This is a genomic window from Streptomyces sp. NPDC004647, from assembly GCF_040609575.1.
GTDB lineage: Bacteria > Actinomycetota > Actinomycetes > Streptomycetales > Streptomycetaceae > Streptomyces.
The window spans coordinates 1-17,198 of sequence record NZ_JBEXKU010000088.1 but is presented as its reverse complement, the minus strand read 5'-3'; the positions used below and the strand labels follow the sequence as shown (position 1 = coordinate 17,198).

General features: G+C 69.8%; 14 protein-coding genes. 5 read left to right on the top strand and 9 right to left on the bottom strand.

All coding sequences use genetic code 11. The features are described from left to right. Positions 1–29 precede the first annotated feature (29 nt). From ABZW18_RS28910 to ABZW18_RS28880, 7 genes are all read right to left on the bottom strand, one after another. Positions 30–362 carry a TcmI family type II polyketide cyclase gene (locus ABZW18_RS28910; protein ID WP_356193009.1) on the bottom strand — a complete coding sequence of 111 codons (333 nt, stop codon included), beginning with the start codon at positions 360–362 and terminating at the stop codon, positions 30–32. Positions 363–474: 112 nt separating this feature from the next. After that, a complete protein-coding gene (locus ABZW18_RS28905) occupies positions 475–957 on the bottom strand; it encodes an SRPBCC family protein (RefSeq protein ID WP_356193007.1) in 483 nt (160 codons plus the stop codon). 1 nt (position 958) lies between these two features. After that, positions 959–1,222, bottom strand: coding sequence for an acyl carrier protein (locus ABZW18_RS28900; protein ID WP_356193005.1), 264 nt, complete (start codon positions 1,220–1,222; stop codon positions 959–961). Positions 1,223–1,252: 30 nt separating this feature from the next. Continuing rightward, positions 1,253–2,503, bottom strand: a complete 1,251-nt coding sequence (locus ABZW18_RS28895; RefSeq protein WP_356193002.1) for a beta-ketoacyl synthase N-terminal-like domain-containing protein — start codon at positions 2,501–2,503, stop codon at positions 1,253–1,255. Continuing rightward, positions 2,500–3,768, bottom strand: coding sequence for a beta-ketoacyl-[acyl-carrier-protein] synthase family protein (locus ABZW18_RS28890; protein WP_356192999.1), 1,269 nt, complete (start codon positions 3,766–3,768; stop codon positions 2,500–2,502). Before ABZW18_RS28890 ends, ABZW18_RS28895 begins: the two co-directional genes overlap by 4 nt. Continuing rightward, entirely contained in the window at positions 3,765–4,199 is a 435-nt protein-coding gene (locus tag ABZW18_RS28885; RefSeq protein WP_356192996.1) for a cupin domain-containing protein, read from the bottom strand. Before ABZW18_RS28885 ends, ABZW18_RS28890 begins: the two co-directional genes overlap by 4 nt. A gap of 67 nt (positions 4,200–4,266) precedes the next feature. Continuing rightward, a complete protein-coding gene (locus ABZW18_RS28880) occupies positions 4,267–5,391 on the bottom strand; it encodes a SchA/CurD-like domain-containing protein (RefSeq protein ID WP_356192993.1) in 1,125 nt (374 codons plus the stop codon). A 302-nt stretch (positions 5,392–5,693) separates the two neighbouring features. Here ABZW18_RS28880 and ABZW18_RS28875 point away from each other — a divergent pair, with 302 nt between their 5' ends. Then, complete coding sequence (locus tag ABZW18_RS28875; protein ID WP_356193032.1) at positions 5,694–7,328, top strand: FAD-dependent monooxygenase; 1,635 nt, start codon at positions 5,694–5,696, stop codon at positions 7,326–7,328. A gap of 131 nt (positions 7,329–7,459) precedes the next feature. Here ABZW18_RS28875 and ABZW18_RS28870 read toward each other — a convergent pair whose 3' ends face one another. After that, positions 7,460–9,352, bottom strand: coding sequence for a SpoIIE family protein phosphatase (locus ABZW18_RS28870; protein ID WP_356192991.1), 1,893 nt, complete (start codon positions 9,350–9,352; stop codon positions 7,460–7,462). A 125-nt stretch (positions 9,353–9,477) separates the two neighbouring features. Here ABZW18_RS28870 and ABZW18_RS28865 point away from each other — a divergent pair, with 125 nt between their 5' ends. Beyond that, positions 9,478–13,755: a HAMP domain-containing protein gene (locus tag ABZW18_RS28865; RefSeq protein WP_356192989.1), complete on the top strand. Its 4,278-nt coding sequence runs from the start codon at positions 9,478–9,480 to the stop codon at positions 13,753–13,755. After that, positions 13,752–14,462, top strand: coding sequence for a response regulator (locus ABZW18_RS28860; RefSeq protein WP_356192987.1), 711 nt, complete (start codon positions 13,752–13,754; stop codon positions 14,460–14,462). The genes ABZW18_RS28865 and ABZW18_RS28860 overlap by 4 nt, the downstream gene beginning before the upstream one ends. A 131-nt stretch (positions 14,463–14,593) precedes the next feature. Here ABZW18_RS28860 and ABZW18_RS28855 read toward each other — a convergent pair whose 3' ends face one another. Continuing rightward, positions 14,594–14,815, bottom strand: coding sequence for a hypothetical protein (locus ABZW18_RS28855; protein ID WP_356192986.1), 222 nt, complete (start codon positions 14,813–14,815; stop codon positions 14,594–14,596). A gap of 299 nt (positions 14,816–15,114) precedes the next feature. On the opposite strand from ABZW18_RS28855, the gene ABZW18_RS28850 reads away from it, so the two are divergent. Continuing rightward, positions 15,115–15,318, top strand: a complete 204-nt coding sequence (locus ABZW18_RS28850; RefSeq protein ID WP_356192984.1) for a cold-shock protein — start codon at positions 15,115–15,117, stop codon at positions 15,316–15,318. Positions 15,319–15,696: 378 nt separating this feature from the next. After that, entirely contained in the window at positions 15,697–17,157 is a 1,461-nt protein-coding gene (locus ABZW18_RS28845; RefSeq protein WP_356192981.1) for a DEAD/DEAH box helicase, read from the top strand. Positions 17,158–17,198: the final 41 nt, after the last annotated feature.

Sequence of the window (17,198 nt, the reverse complement as noted above, 5' to 3'; positions counted from 1 at the left end):
GTCTTCCTCCCGCTCTGCGTGTCCGCGCGTCACACGGCTGAGTCCCGCTCCCAGCGGTAGAACTCGTGGGCCATGGCGTCCTTCGGGCTCCGCCAGGTCTCCGGGTCGTACGCGTTCACGTACGGCGAGAGCCGTTCGCTGACGTCCCGGAAGGCCGGGTGGGCGGTCACCTTGGCGACCGCGGGGCCGGGCGGCCGGTCCGCCTCGATCAGGTGCAGATACACATCGCCGAACTGGAACAGGCTCCGCCCGGTGACACCGATCAGTTGCGGCAGTTCGCCGAGGTCGGAGGCCGCGAAGACATCGGCGATGTCCGGGGCCGATCCCGGCTTCATGCGGGCGACGATCAGAGCGCGGTGCATACGAGGGGTCCCTTCATCGTGGGGGTGCCGTACGTGGGGGGCCGTACGGGGGTGCCCGGCGGAGCCGTCCGAGGCCCCGCCGGGAGCCGGACCGAATCCGCCAGGACGGGCGTCAGTTGGGCGTGACCGGGGTCCGCGGTCCGCGTTCGCGGGCGCGCTGCTCGACCTTGTCCCGGATGAGTTCCATCTGGATGCGGGAATTGCGGTTGATGAGGTCGGTCATCCCCTTGTCGTCGACCGGGGCCTCGGGCTTCATCGCGAAGTCCTGGCTCCAGCGCATCCGCGTACCGTCGGGGGTCTCCTCGTACTCCCACCGGATGTCCATGTGGTGGAAGGGGCCGGGCTCGATCCGGCGGGCCCGTACGGTGAGCCCGGTCCGGTCGGTCACCCGCTCGGAGACCCAGCTCCAGACCTTGCCGTTGTCGTCGGGGTGCATGGTCAGCCGGAAGGTCGTCCTCTCGCCTTCCCGGGAGAGCACTTCGACCGCCGCGTACTCGCTGAACAGCTGCGTCCAGTTCTCGAGATCGTTGGTCATGTCCCAGACGAGGTCGAGGGGGGCCTTGATGTCGATCTCGTTCTCCGTGTGTCCGGACATGTCATGCTCCAGCCGTGAGTGCGGTGTTGACGAGGTCGATGAAGTCGTGCGGGGTCTTGCACAGCTCGGCGTCCGGGGGCATCGGCCGCCCGTGCCGGTTCTCCAGCTCGCCCACGATGCCGAGGAGGCCGAGGGAGTCGAGGCCGAACTCGGCGAAGGTGGAGTCCGGCCGGCTCTCCATCTCCTCCGGGTCGACCGTGATACCGGCGCCGTTCTTCATCAGCGATGCCAGCTCGCCGAAGGTCAGTTGAACTTGAGTGGTCATGAGGAGCTACTCCTTCTTCACGAGGGGGCTTTACGAGGGGGTGCCGGTGCCCTGCCGCAGCACGAGGGCCGCGTTCGAGCCCATGAGGCCCCGGCTCAGCACCAGTGCTGTCCTCAGCTCGGCGGGCCGGGCCCCGCCGGTCACCAGATCGAGGTCGTGGCTGACGTCGACCACGCCCGGGGTGGGCGGTACGAGGCCGTGCTCCATGGCGAGCACCGCCGCGGCCGCGTCCAGGACGGGAGCACCGCAGTACGCCCGGCCGATGCCGGTCTTGGGCGCGGTCACCGGTACGCGCCGCGCGTGCCGGCCCAGGGCATCGCTGATCGCCAGTGCCTCGGCACGGTCCGCCTCCGGTACGCCGAGCGCGTCGGCGAAGACCACGTCGATCTCCTCGGGGGCGGCCTGCGCGTCCTCGAGAGCGCCGCGGATGGCGTGGGCCAGCCCGTGCCGGGACTGTTCCCACTCGGATGCCCCGGTGAAGGTGGCGGCGTGACCGGACACGTAGGCCCGGACCCGGACGCCGCGGCGACGGGCCACCGTCTCCTCCTCGACCACGAACATGGCGCCGCCTTCGGCAGGCACGAATCCGCAGGCGTCGGCGGTGAAGGGCAGATAGGCCCGCGCCGGGTCGTCGGACCTGCTGAGGTCCGCGTACCCGAGCTGGCAGACGATGGAATAGGGGGCGAGCGGCGCCTCCGCCGCGCCGACGACGACCGCGTCGGTACCGCGGCGGATGCCCCTGCCGGCGTGCGCGAGCGCGTCGAGGCCGCCGGCCTCGTCGCTGGCCACGACTCCGCAGGGCCCCTTGAAGCCGCCGCGGATCGAGATCTGGCCGGTGCTGGCGGCGTAGAACCAGGCGATGGACTGGTACGGGCCGACGTAGCGCGACCCCTGTCCCCACAGCCGCTGCAGTTCACGCTGTCCGAACTCGCCGCCGCCGGATCCGGCGGCGGTGACGACCCCGACGTCGAACGGTGAAGTGCTGCCGTCCGTCAGGTCGAGCCCGGCGTCGGCCAGCGCGAGGCCGGCCGCGGCCATCGCGAAGTGCGTGAACCGGTCGGTCTGCACGAGGTAGCGCTCTTCGATCATCGTCGCCGGGTCAAATTCGCGGACCTCTCCGGCGACCCGGAGCGGCAGATGCCCGCATCCCTCGCGCGTGACCAGGTCCAGGACACTGACGCCCTCTTTGGTCGCCTTCCAGAAGGCGTCGGTGCCGACCCCGTTGGGCGCGATGACACCGATTCCGGTGACGACCGAACGCCGATTCTCCAGGGAGCTCATCGTGTCCTCCCACCCACTCGGTTCATGACCACCGCGGACTGGAACCCGCCGAACCCACTGCCGACCGAGAGCACGCTCCGCAGGGACAGGGATCGGGCGGTCTTCGGCACGTAGTCCAGGTCGCACTCCGGGTCCCGGGTCTCGTAGTTCGCAGTCGGGGGCACCACCCCGTGGGCCAGTGCCAGCGTGCAGGCCACGATCTCGATCGCGCCGATCGCGCCGAGCGAGTGGCCCACCATGGACTTGATCGAGCTCATGGGTATCTCGTACGCGTGTGAGCCCAGCGACCGCTTCACCGCGGCTGTCTCGTGCCGGTCGTTCTGCTGGGTGCCGGAGCCGTGCGCGTTCACGTAGTCGATCTCCGAGCTGTCGATCCGGGCGTGCGCCAGCGCACGGTCGATCGCCTCGGCCATCTCCAGGCCCTCCCGGGTCAGACCGGTCATGTGGTGGGCGTTGCCGAAGGTGGCGTAGCCCCGGATCTCGCAGTAGACGGACGCACCGCGGGCGCGGGCGTGTTCCAGCTCCTCCAGTACGAGCAGGGCACCGCCCTCGCCCATGACGAAGCCGTCCCGGTGGCGGTCGAACGGCCGCGAGGCGTGGGCCGGATCGTCGTTGTTCGGGGAGGTCGCCTTGATCGCGTCGAAGCAGGCCACCGTGATGGGGGAGATCGGGGAGTCCGAGGCGCCCGTGATGCACACATCGACCCGGCCCTCCTCAATGGCGTGGAAGGCGTACCCGATCGCGTCGAGGCCGGAGGTGCACCCCGTCGAGACGGTCTGCACCGGGCCGTGGGCGCCGATCTGCTCGGCCACCTCGGACGCCAGCGCGCTCGGCGAGAACGCCCGGTGCAGATGGGGGGCCGCGGGCCGGTGGTCCACGTCCCAGCGCTCGCCGGAACTGCTGACCTGCACGTAGTCGCGCTCGAGTCGCGTGGTGCCGCCCACGGCGGTGCCCAGCGACACCCCGATGCGCCAGGGGTCCTCCGCTTCGGGGTCGAGACCGGCGTCGCGTACGGCCTCCTCGGCGGCCACCATCGCGAACTGGACGTACCGGTCGGCGCGTGCCACCTCCTCCTCGTCGAGGCCGTGGGCCGCGGGATCGAAGTCGCACTCGGCGGCGATGCGCGAGCGGAACCCCGTCGGGTCGAACAGCGTGATGCCCCGGGTCGCCGTCCGGCCGGACGAGATCAGATCCCAGAAGGCCGGTACGCCCACGCCGCCGGGGGCGACGATGCCGATCCCGGTGACCGCGACACGCCGGGTCATGACACCCGTTCCGTTCGTTCGGGGGGCCCGGCCTGTGCCGTGTCCTCCGTACCCTCGGTGTCGACGTGTCCGAGCTCGGGCCGCGGCGCCAGCGGGCCCAGGTGGAAGACCATCCGGGCTTCCGCGTCACCCACATTGCGGAAGCGGTGCCGCATATGAGGGGGGATCAGCAAGCCTTGATCGGGCCGCATACGGTGGGCCACCCCGTCCAGGTCGACCTCGAGTTCACCGCTCACGACGTACACGAACTCCTCGGAGTACGGGTGGTAGTGCTCTCCGATGCGCTCGCCGGGCAGCACGATGGCCAGCCCCATGAAGCCGCTGGTGGCGCCCACCGCGGTGGGGGTGAGCATGGCGCGCAGGTCGCCTCCGCGCCTTTTGTTGGGCTGGGTCTCGCTGAGGTCCACGATGCGTGGGCTGTACGTGGTCATGATGGCTACCTCCAGGTGGCGTTGCGCCGGCCGCGACCGGGCGACCGCGGCGGACGGGTGCGACACGTCAGGATTCGGACGACCGGCGGTCGGTGACCCGGTCCATGTCGCAGCGAGCGAGGAATCGCGCGATCCCCTTCTTGCTCGTCAGGTCGTCGTCCGCCTCGAGGTCGAGCAGGCGGCCGAGCACGGCCGGGGTGCGCTTGCCGGCGACACCCAGCGCGAGGACGGGCTCCTTCTCGACGGGCACACGGATGTCGATCACTCGGACGACGATGTCGTCACGCTGGAAGACGGTGCTGCCCTCGATGGGGCTGGTGGGGTCGTCGGCGGCCAGCTCGTCCTGGCGCGCCAGCAGCCGGGCCACCGCCATACCGCAGTCGGGCTTGGCCGGGTAGAACAGCGCGTGCCGCCGTACGTCGACGCTGTCCGCGCCGCTCCTCGCCACACGGTGCACCGCGGGGAGTGCCGCACGGGTGAAGAACACCCGCGCGGAGTCCGGATCGCGGAGGTCGCGGTCCTGCTCCAGATACGGGTTGATCGCCTCCTCGACGGCCCGGACCTCGGGCTGTCTCGCCACATGGCGCAGCGCGACGACCAGGTCGCCCTGCACCTCGACGGCCCGTACGACACGGTTGCCGTGCATGAAGAGCGAGGTACGCAGCAGCCGGGTGTTCTCGTCGGCCTGCGCTGCCGGTGAGCTGTACCCGGCCAGGATCTCGGCGACCTTCTGCTCGCTGCCGGGCTTCACGGTGAAGGTGAGGGCGTGCCGGACCCGGCCGTCGCCGACCCTGGGCACGGTCTGGAGCTGGCCCCTGGGGGCGGCGGACTGGGCGGTGAAGGCGGGCATTTCGGGGGTCTCCCGCAGAACGCTGAAGCGCAGCGAACGGGTGTCGCGTACACAGCCGTGCAGCGGCTGCACCATCTCGACGTGCGCCTCGCTGTTGACCCAGGCCAGGAAGGGTGGTGCGCTCTCCCATTCGCTGGTGATGAGCCATTGCGAGGGGTTCTCGATCGACTGGCACAGCTGGTCGCTGATGTGCCCGGGCACGGAAGCCACCCGGTTGCGGAGGTGCTCGTACGCCTCGAGGAAGCGTTGCTGGGCACCGTCCTGGAGGTCCAGTAGCAGAACCACCCGAAGCCTGGAGCCGTCAAAGGCGGACTGCGACACTCTTTCCGACAGGGTCGTCATCTTGCACATCTCCTTCGGGACGGAGCAGCCTCCGCGTCCTGCGTCGTCGGCCGTCGGTGGAAATCCGGTTGAGTGACCGGGCGATGGGCCGCACAGCCGGTCCCCGCCCCTCCTTGTCCGGAGCGGGTGACCCATCGACACCAGCGCTGACTCCGCCGATGGCGGTGCCCGCACTCGATCGTGAGCCGGTCCCACGGGTGGCGCGAGATGTGTGAGCCGTTCGGGTGAAGGGCGCAGAGAAGGCCGCCATGTCGGGCATTGAACTAGTCATTCCCTTACAGGCGGTTTGGAGCTGGAGCATGATGAATCCGAAGGTCGACGACCGCGTGCCGGTCCTCATCGTGGGCGGCTCCCTGGTGGGCCTGTCCGCCTCGCTGTTCCTCGGCCGCCTGGGCGTCCGGCACATGCTGATCGAGAAGCACGGGAGCACCTCGATGCACCCCCGCGGACGCGGGAACAATGTGCGCACGATGGAGCTCTTCCGGGCCGCCGGCGCGGAGCCGCTGATCCGTGAGGCCGCATCCGTCCTGGCGGACAACCACGGAATCCTGCAAGCGGGGTCGCTCACCGGTGACGACCAGGAGTGGCTGTTCAAGGAGATCGACCCGGGCGGCGGGCTGGCCCGTTTCAGCCCGTCCACGTGGTGTCTGTGCAGTCAGAACGACCTGGAACCGGTGCTGGTGCGCTGCGCCCGCAAGCACGGCGGCGATCTGCGCTTCAGCACCGAGCTGCTCTCCTTCGACCAGGACGAGGACGGGGTGACCGCGCTGGTGAAGGACCGGGAGACCGGGGAGCACCACACCGTGTGCGCGGACTACCTGATCGCCGCGGACGGCCCGCGCAGCCCCGTACGGGAGTTCCTCGGAATCGGCCAGACGGGCCCCGGCGACCTGTTCCACAACGTGAGCATCACCTTCAACGCCGAGCAGCTCGCGGACGTGGTGGGCGACCGACGCTTCATCGCCTGCTATCTGACCAACCCCGAGGCGGACGGCGCTCTGCTCCCGGTGGACAACCGGGAGCACTGGGTGTTCCACGCGCCCTGGCACCCCGACGAAGGGGAAACCCTGGAGGACTTCACCGACGAGCGGTGCGTGGAGCACATCCGCAGGGCGACCGGCGTGCCCGGCATGGATGTCCGGATCACCGGCAAGGCGCCCTGGCACGCCGCCGAGCGCGTCGCGGAGCGGTACTCGGTGGGCCGGGTCTTCCTCGCCGGGGACTCCGCCCATGAGATGTCCCCCACCGGCGCGTTCGGCTCCAACACCGGTATCCAGGACGCGCACAATCTGGCCTGGAAGCTCGCCGCCGTGCTGGGTGGCTGGGCGGGCCCGGGACTCCTGGAGACGTACGGGGAGGAGCGGCAGCCGGTGGCGCGGGCGACCAGTGCGCGCGCCTCGGCCCGCTCGGCGGAGCACAGCCACCCGGGGTACGCCGTCGCTCCCGGCACCGGCGGCGGCCGGCAGAGCGGGGTGCTCACGGTCGCGCTCGGCTACCGCTACGCCCGCGGCGCGGTCATGGGGGCGGACCCCCAACAGCCGGCCGTGCCCGAGCGGATGCAGCTGACGGGCGATCCGGGCAGCCGCGCTCCGCACATGTGGCTGTACCACTTCGGTGTGCGGCTCTCCACACTCGATCTCTACGAGCGGTCCTTCGTGCTGCTCAGCGGCTCCGACGGCACGGGGTGGCACGAGGCGGCGCTGCGCGTCGCCGAGCGGTTGTCCCTGCCGCTGGACTCCTACCGCATCGGCACCGGGCCGCAGGACGATCTGGCCCCCGAGAAGGACGCCGACTGGGCCGGGCTCCACGGCACGGCGGCCGACGGTGCGGTGCTGGTACGCCCGGACGGGTTCGTGGCCTGGAGAGCGGCGGGTACCGTACCGGACCAGGAACGGACGCTGACGGACGTTCTGGAATCGCTGCTCAGCCGCAACTGACCGTCTCCGCCCGGCCCGGCGTACGTGGCGCCTGCGTGGCCGGGCCGGGTGGAGATCCCCTCCCAGGCTTCCGGCGGCGTGCGTCAGTCCTCCGGCGCCGTGCATCGATGCGCGCCGCATCCCGCGTTCGGTTACCCGGAGGCGCCGCGTTGTCCCGGCATGGGCCCGGCGGCCGGGCCCGGGGGAGCGCCCGGCACCACCGGCACCGCCTGGAGCACCAGCACGGAGAGATCGTCCTGGACCGGCTCGGTGTCGAAGTCGTGAGCTGCCTGCCGTACCCGCTCCGCCACGGCCCTCGCGCTCAGCCCGATGCATTCGCGCAGCACTTCGGACAGTCCGTCATTATCGTCCAACTGCCAGTCCCCGCTGCGCCGTTCGGTCACGCCATCGGTCACGCACAGCAGCGTCTCGCCGGGCGCGAGGTCGAAGGAGCTGGCGCTGAACTCCGCCCCCTTGTCGATCCCGAGCAGCATCTGGGGGCCCACCGCGGGAGCCACCGAGCCGTCGGCGGACAGCCGCAGTGGCAGCGGGTGTCCGGCGCTGGCGACCGTGAAGTGCGCGCATCCCGCGATCGGGTCGAGCTCCAACTCCCCGTACAGCAGGCTCAGGAAGCGCGGCCGGGCGTGCTCGCCGCCGAGTGCCACGGCCTCCGCGCTCTCCTCCGCCATCGCGGAGTTCAGCCTGCCGAGCACCGACTCGACGCCATGGCCCTCCCGTGCCAGCAGCCGCACCAGGTGCCGGGCCAGGCCGGTGACGGACATCGCCTCCGGGTCCTTGCCCTGCACATCGCCGAGCAGGAAGCACCAGCGGCGGTCTCCCAGCAGGAACAGGTCGTAGAAGTCGCCGCCGACGGTCAGGCCCTCGCCGTGCGGCTCGTAGACGATCGCCGTGTCGACGCCCGGGATACGGGCGAGGGATACGGGCAGCTGCTTCCGCTGGAGCGCCCGGCTGATGGCGGTCTGGCGCGTGTACTGGCGGGCCGTGACAACGGCCTGGGCCACCCGCCGTGCCACGTCCTCCACCATCCGTACGACACCGTCGGTCATCTGCAGCAGCCCGGCCCGGCCGAGCAGCAGCACCCCCAGTGAGGAACTGCCCGCGACCAGCGGGAACGCCAGCGCGGAGCCGCCCGTGCCGTCGGCGTCGGCGCTCTCCGGCCAAGGCCAGGGAATACCCGCCGTACGGAGCCTGGCGGGTGGCGGATCCTTCTCCAGCTCCCGGCGCAGGGCCTCGATGCGCCGCTCGTCCGAGTGCCAGACCCGGGACAGCCGCATCCTTCCTCTGTCGGTACTCAGCCACACCCCGCACCAGTCGGCGAGCCTGGGCACCAGGAGCTGTCCCGCGAGCGCGGCGACCATGTCCTCGTCGAGCTGTCCGGCGAGCAGCTCGCTGGCCTCGGCCAGGAACGACGGCCCTCCCCGGTCGGCCCACTCGGCGGTACGCCCGTGGGGGTCGTGCAGTGTGGCGGGGGCGGGGACCTCGGCGGCCCGCTGCTGGTGTCGGTGCCCGGCGTCGGGTGAGCCGGCCGGTTCACGCTCGTCCTCGGTGGTCTCCAGGCGGAACCACACCGTCTTCCGGGTGTGCTGGTACGTCACGCCCCACGATTCGGCCATGGCGCCGACGAGCTGGAGGCCGAAGCCGCGTCCGCCGGGCCGGGTGTCCATTCCGCCGCGGACCACGCTGGAGGGGTGGCGGTCCGCGACTTCGACGACGACCCCGAAGGGCCGCTCTTCCCCGGGGCCGGTGGCGCCGGGGGCGGTGGGGGAGATGCCGTTCTGCCGGGCGGGAACGGGAGGGCCGGGTTCGGTCTCCAGGTAGCAGGCGACCTCGATCTCGGTACCGGCGTGCATGACGGCGTTCGTGACCAGCTCGCTGGCCAGGAGCACGGCGGCCTCGACGAGCCGGTCGTCGATCACCTGCGATGCGGGCGCCGTCGGCGCAGGCGGTTCGGCGAGGACGGCGCGCACGAACGTGCGGGCCCTGGAGGGCGCGAGCTGGTTCGCCGCCAGGCTCGTCCGCGACACGAACTCATAGGCCTGAGAAGACAACGGCCCCACGTGCGCCCCCTGGATACGTCCGGAGATGAGACCTTTGAGAGGACCTATACTATGACATACCTATATGTATCGATGACTGTGAATGGGCTGCCATGGAACGCGACCCTGCCTCGCCAGATTCAGCTTCCCCGCCCCGGCCGTCCGCGGCATTCCAGGGATCCCCTGAAGACGTCGGTCGGTCCGGCGCCGCCCCGGACGGGCAGTGGGTGCGTGCGGGCGAGTTGCGTCCGCTGCTCGCCGCGATGCATGCGTTGTGCGATGGAGATTTCACCGTACGTGTGGACGGCTCCGACGAGGGAGTCCTGGCCGAGATGGCCGGGGTGTTCAACCGGATCGTGGCGCGCAATGAGCATCTGGCGGGGGAACTTCAGCGGGTACGCCGTGATGTCGTACGGCAGGGCAGGCTCGACGAGCGGATCAGCGCGAGCCCCGGCCAGGGCGGCTGGGCCGAGAGCGTGGAAGCGTCGAATGCGCTGATGGAAGCCGTGGTGGTGCCGGTCGCGAAGGCGACACGGGTGCTGGACGCGGTCGCGGACGGCGATCTGACGCAACACGTGGACCTGTCCGACGGCAACCGCCAGCTCCGCGGCGACCTCCGTCGCCTGGGGGTCGGGGTGAACCGCATGGTGGACCAGCTCTCGCTGTTCACCGGCGAGGTGACGCGGGTGGCCCGGGAGGTCGGTACGGAGGGGCGGCTCGGCGGCCGGGCCAAGGTGCGGGGCCTGTCGGGCGACTGGCGGAATGTGACGGAGGCCGTCAACACGATGGCGTCGCGGCTGACGGCGCAGGTGCGTGACATCGCGGTCGTGACGACTGCGGTGGCACGCGGCGATCTGACCCAGCAGGTGACGGTGGAGGCCACCGGAGAGCTGCTGGAGCTGAAGCTCACCGTGAACACGATGGTGGACCAGCTGCGGGCGTTCGCGGATGAGGTGACCCGCGTCGCCCGCGAGGTCGGCACCGAAGGACAGCTGGGCGGACGCGCTCAGGTCCGCGGGGTCTCCGGGGTGTGGAAGGACCTGACCGACAACGTCAACTTCATGGCGTCCAATCTGACCTGGCAGGTCCGCAATATCGCCCAGGTGACCACGGCCGTCGCCAACGGCGATCTCAGTCAGAAGATCACGGTGGACGCCCGCGGCGAGATCCTGGAGCTGAAGTCGACGATCAACACCATGGTCGACCAGCTCTCGGCGTTCGCGGACGAGGTGACGCGCGTCGCCCGCGAGGTCGGTACGGAGGGACGCCTGGGCGGACGCGCTCAGGTCCGCGGGGTCTCGGGGGTGTGGAAGGATCTCACCGAGAACGTCAACTTCATGGCCGACAACCTGACCTCACAGGTCCGCAACATCGCCCAGGTCGCCACCGCCGTAGCGGAGGGCGACCTCGGCAAGACGATCACGGTGGAGGCCAAGGGCGAGATCCTGGAGCTGAAGACGACGATCAACACCATGGTCGACCGGCTCTCGGCGTTCGCGGACGAGGTGACCCGTGTCGCCCGCGAGGTCGGTACCGAGGGGAACCTGGGTGGTCAGGCGCAGGTCAGGGATGTCTCCGGGGTGTGGAAGGACCTGACCGACAACGTCAACTTCATGGCGCTGAACCTCACCTCGCAGGTCCGCAACATCGCGCAGGTCACCACTGCCGTGGCCAACGGCGACCTGTCGAAGAAGATCGATGTGGACGCACGCGGCGAGATCCTCGAGCTGAAGGACACCGTCAACACCATGGTCCAGCAGCTGCGGGCGTTCGCCGACGAGGTCACCCGCGTCGCCCGCGAGGTCGGCACGGAGGGAAGCCTCGGCGGACGTGCCCAGGTGCACGGCGTCTCCGGCGTCTGGAAGGACCTCACCGACAACGTCAACTTCATGGGCTCCAACCTGACGTCCCAGGTCCGCAACATCGCCCAGGTCGCCACAGCCGTGGCCCAGGGCGACCTGTCGAAGAAGATCGACGTGGACGCCCGAGGCGAGATCCTGGAGCTGAAGACCACCATCAACACGATGGTCGACACCCTCTCCTCCTTCTCCTCCGAGGTGACCCGCGTCGCCCGCGAGGTCGGCAGCGAAGGACAACTCGGCGGCCAGGCCCGGGTCGAGGGGGTCTACGGCACCTGGAAGCGGCTGACCACCAGCGTCAACGAGCTCGCCCTGAACCTCACCACCCAGGTGCGCGCGATCGCCGAAGTCGCCAGCGCTGTCACCCAGGGTGATATGTCCCGCTCCATCATGGTCGAGGCGCAGGGCGAGGTCGCGGCCCTGAAGAACAACGTCAACCTCATGGTCGCCAATCTCCGCGAAACCACCCGCGCCAAGGACTGGCTGGAGTCCAACCTGACCCGTATCGCCGGCCTGATGCAGGGCCACCGCGACCTGGTCGAGGTCGCCGACTTGATCCTGCGCGAGCTGACTCCGCTGGTGAATGCCCAGTTCGGGGCCTTCTTCCTGTCCGAGGCGGGCGCCAAGCCGGGCGAGGGCCTGGAATTCATCGCCGGGTACGGCACCGGCCACAGCAGCGGCCACGGTCCGCTCCCGGCGTCCGGGACCCCGGTCCGCGGTCTGATAGCGCAGGCCGCGGCGGAGAAGAAGCGCATCCTCATCGAAGCTCCGCCGGACTACATCACCATCGAATCCGGGCTCGGCTCCGCACCCCCGGCCAGCATCGTCATCCTGCCGGTCCTCTTCGAGGACCAGGTGCTGGGTGTGATCGAGCTGGCCTCGTTCAGCAGGTTCAACGAGATCCACCTCGCGTTCATCGACCAGTTCGTGAACACCATCGGCGTCTCGATCAACACCATCATCGCCAACTCCCGTACGGAATCGCTGCTCTCGGAGTCCCAGCGGCTCACCGCCGAGCTGCGCCAGCGCTCCGACGAGCTCCAGCGCTCCAACGCCGAACTGGAGGACAAGGCCGCGCTGCTGGCCACCTCCTCGCAGTACAAGTCGGAGTTCCTGGCGAACATGTCGCACGAGCTGCGCACCCCGCTCAACTCCCTGTTGATCCTGGCCCGGCTGCTGTCCGACAACCCGGACGGCCGGCTCTCCGAGCAGGAGGTGGAGTTCGCGGCCACCATCCACCGCTCGGGCTCCGACCTGCTCCAGCTGATCAACGACATCCTGGACCTGTCGAAGATCGAGGCCGGCCGGATGGATGTGCACCCCAAGGCGTTGCCCCTGGTCAGGCTGCTCGACTATGTCCACGCGACCTTCCGGCCACTCGCCGGCGACCGCGGGCTCGACTTCCGGGTCACCGTCGGCGAGGACGTGCCACGCGAGCTGTACTCGGACGAGCAGCGACTCGAGCAGGTCCTGCGCAACCTGTTGTCCAACGCCATCAAATTCACCTCGTCGGGCAGCGTGGAGCTGCTGGTCGAGCGAGTGCCCTCAGCGGATTTCGAGGATTCGACGCTGCGGAACGCCGAGGCCGTCATCGCCTTCGCGGTCACCGACACCGGAATCGGCATTCCGCCGGAGAAACTCACGGTGATATTCGACGCGTTCCAGCAGTCCGACGGCACCACCAACCGCAAATACGGTGGCACCGGACTCGGTCTCTCCATCAGCCGGGAGATCGCGGGGCTGCTCGGTGGCAGGATCGTCGCCGAGAGCGAGCAGGGCGTCGGCTCCCGATTCACCCTCTACGTCCCCTCGCGTCACCCCGGTGCCTCAGCCGGGGGCCCGGCGGAACTGGTGGGCGCAGGCGCCACAGCCTCGGCCGCGGCCGCGGCCGGGCTCATCGAACGGGCCGGACCGTCGCCTGCCACGTCCGAATCCGCGCCGAGCGGCGTGTTCGGCGCATCGGATGTCCTCACCCGGAGGAGGCACCGGTCCGCCGGCGACGGTGACGAGACCTGGCCGGAGACGACACGGCTCAAGGAGTGGCTCAGCGGCCGCGCCGGCCGCGTGCTGGCAGGGCGCACCATCCTCATCGTCGACGACGACATCCGGAACGTCTTCGCGCTCACGCATGTGCTGGGCCGCGTCGGCATCACCGTGAAGTACGCGGAGAACGGCCGCGAAGGACTCGAGGTCCTCGACCGGTCTCCGGAGGTGTCGCTGATCCTGATGGACATCATGATGCCCGAGATGGATGGATATGAGACGATTCAGGCCATTCGGGGTACGCCCCGACTGGCCGAGCTGCCGATCATCGCGCTCACCGCCAAGGTCATGCCGGGCGACCGCGAGAAGGCGATCGACAGCGGTGCCTGCGAATACGTCCCCAAGCCCGTGGACGTGGACCGCCTGCTGTCGGTGATCTGCGACCTTCTCGACCCGCAGGGCGCGGCGGCGGAGCCCGGAACGGACCCCGCCGAGCGACCGAAGACAGCCGAGGAAGACGACGAAGACCCGCCGAGGCAGAGGACATGAGCACTCCCGCATCCCACGACAAGTCCAGCATTCTGATCGTCGACGACATCGAGGAGAACCTGGTCGCCCTCGAGGCGGTGCTCGGCTCACTCGATCTGCAGCTGGTCCGCGCGCGCTCCGGAGAGGAGGCGCTGAAGGCGATGCTCCGCCAGGAGTTCGCGGTCGTCCTGCTCGATGTCCTGATGCCCGGTATGGACGGCTTCGAGACCGCCGCCAACATCAAGCGCCTCGACCAGACCAAGGACGTGCCCATCATCCTGCTGACCGGGACGGACGCCGGCTCGGACTACGCCTACCGGGGTTACGCCATCGGTGCCGCAGACTTCCTGACCAAGCCCTTCGACCCGTGGCTGCTGCGCACCAAGGTCAATGTATTTCTGGAGCTGCACCGCAAGAACCGCCAGCTCGCGGCGCAGGCCGAGCAGCTGCGGCGGCTGCTGGTCGACGACCGGAGGCCGGTGGCACCGACAGGGCCGGCCGGATCAACGGCGCCCGCGGGAGATTCCAGGGACCGGCCGCGCGAAACGACAGGAGCCGCGGGTACGGCGGCGCGCAGCGGGGAACGGCTGGTGGACATCGCTGAACAGCTCGCCCAGATCGAGCTGCTACTGCGCGACGCGGAGGGTGCCGAGGCAGCCGGCCTGGCCGACCGTATCGCCGGTCTGGAGCGCACCGTCGGCAGCCTGCGGGTGGGCGGGGACCGCTAGCGCACGTCAACGCCGCTCGGCACGGGAACGGGCGGGATGGCGCACATCCCGTTCACCCGAACGGGGTGGGACGCGGCAAGCGCAGCAACGACAGCGGAGTCCGCGTTGCCGGCTTGCCCAGCAGGCGATCGTCAGAGCTTGGTCATTTTGGAGTACGGCTTCGCGATGCGCTCCTGTCGAGAACCGAAATCGACAAGCACCGCGATCCCGTCCTCGACACCGATGACCCGGCCGACCCCGTACTGGTCGTGCGTCACCCGGTTTCCCACGGCGAACAGCTCGATAGGCCGGGCGGCTGGGACGTTGAAGGGGCTTGTCGGCAGATGGCGTCGGGTCATGGCTGGCTTCGTCATTATCACTAGTATGCCCCGCCGGAACGCAGCCCGCAGCCATGTCGTACGGCTTCCCTCGCAACCGAGCGGGCAGCCGGACGGAGCGGATCGCTGGGGCAACAGTCTGTAGTCGCCGGAGCTGTGCTAGTGTCGACATCAGTTGCAGTTGTGGTTCCCATGAACGTTGTGTGCGCCTCCTGGTTTCTGAACCATCAGGCGCATTTGTGTTTTCCGGTGCATTTTTCCGGATGGGGCAATCATCGCGGCGACGAGGGACCTGCGGAGTGTGGGTCCCCGGAACTGCCCCGAAGGAGAAAAAAATGGCTACTGGCACCGTGAAGTGGTTCAACGGCGAAAAGGGCTTCGGCTTCATCGAGCAGGACGGCGGCGGCGCCGACGTCTTCGCCCACTACTCGAACATCAACGCTCAGGGTTTCCGTGAGCTGTCCGAGGGCCAGAAGGTGTCCTTCGACCTGACGCAGGGCCAGAAGGGCCCCCAGGCGGAGAACATCAACATCGTCTGATTCGTCGGCGTGGCCGACGCCACGCAGCAAGGCCCGCGTCGTACGGCGCGGGCCTTCCCGTCGGCGGCGAAGCGATCCCCGTGACTCGGGCGCTTCGCTGCCAACCGGCGCAGACGGCGGTACGCCTCCGCACGACGGATGGCGACCATCTGCGTCAGGGCCGGCCTGACTCCGGTCCGCCGCCCCGGCCCTTCGAGGCCCGGCACTTCCGCCGCCCCGGTCCCGGGGCCGGCGCCGCCGACCCTTTCGAAGCTCGTTGCACGGAAATTCCCGTCCAGGCTTTGTTCTTACGTTTTTCGGCTCGTTCTGGTGTTTCGTGTGGCGACCTGCTCGCTGCCGGAACTTCCTCGAAACGCGCCGTTTCGAGGAAGGTTCTCCATGAAACGCCCCGCCCGCTCGAACGATCGCTACACCCGGACTCGTACCGGCAATGGCGCCACCGGTCGTCCCCGTACTCAGCAGTCGCGCCGCCGTGGCGGTAACTCCGCTGCTCCGCAGGGCGAGTTCGCGCTGCCGGTGAGCACGACCCCGCCGCTGCCCCCGGTCGCCGCCTTCGCGGAGCTGGACATGCCCTCGGCCCTGGTCACGACGCTCTCGCAGCACGGCGTCACCGAGCCGTTCCCGATCCAGGCGGCCACCCTGCCCAACGCGATCGCCGGCCGTGACGTGCTGGGGCGCGGGCGCACCGGCTCGGGCAAGACTCTCGCCTTCGGCCTGGCGCTGCTGGCCCGCACCGCTGGGCAGCGCGCCGAGCCGCGTCAGCCGCTGGCGCTGATCCTCGTTCCCACCCGGGAACTTGCACAGCAGGTCACGGACGCCCTCACGCCCTACGCCCAGGCGCTGCGGCTCCGCGCGGCCACCGTGGTCGGCGGCATGTCGATCGGCCGGCAGGCCAATGCGCTGCGCGGCGGGGCCGAGGTCGTCATCGCGACCCCGGGCCGGCTCAAGGACCTGATCGAGCGCGGCGACTGCCGGCTGGACCAGGTGCGGATCACCGTGCTCGACGAGGCCGACCAGATGGCCGACATGGGCTTCATGCCTCAGGTCACCGCCCTGCTCAACCAGGTCCGGCCCGATGGCCAACGGATGCTCTTCTCCGCCACTTTGGACCGGAACGTCGACCGGCTGGTACGCCAGTACCTGACCGACCCCGTGGTCCACTCGGTCGACCCCTCCGCGGGTGCGGTCACCACGATGGAGCACCACGTGCTGCACATCCACGGTGCCGACAAGCACGCCACGACCACCGAGATCGCCGCCCGCGACGGCCGGGTCATCATGTTCCTGGACACCAAGCACGCCGTCGACCGGCTGGCCCGGGACCTGCTGCGCAGCGGTGTACGGGCAGCCGCGCTGCACGGTGGCAAGTCCCAACCCCAGCGCAACCGCACCCTGGAGCAGTTCAAGAGCGGACACGTGGGCGTACTGGTCGCCACCAATGTCGCCGCCCGCGGCATCCACGTCGACGACCTCGACCTGGTGGTGAACGTGGACCCGCCCTCCGACCACAAGGACTATCTGCACCGTGGCGGCCGGACCGCCCGAGCCGGCGAGTCCGGCAGCGTGGTCACCCTGGTGCTTCCCGAACAGCGACGGGACATGACGCGTCTGATGGCCGCCGCCGGTATCACCCCGAACACCGCCCAGGTCCGCTCCGGCGACGCGGAACTCACCCGCATCACGGGCGCCCAGGCTCCCTCCGGCATCCCCGTCGTCATCACCGTACCGGTCGCCGAGCGCCCCAAGCGCAGCCCCAACTCCTCCCGCGGCCGCCGCAGCCGTCCCGCCCAGGCCCGCCGCGGTTCGTCGGCCCGCTCCGGTGGACGACCGCACCGGTGACGAGTCCTGGGTGGGGAAGGCCTTCGGCCAAGGCGTCGAGA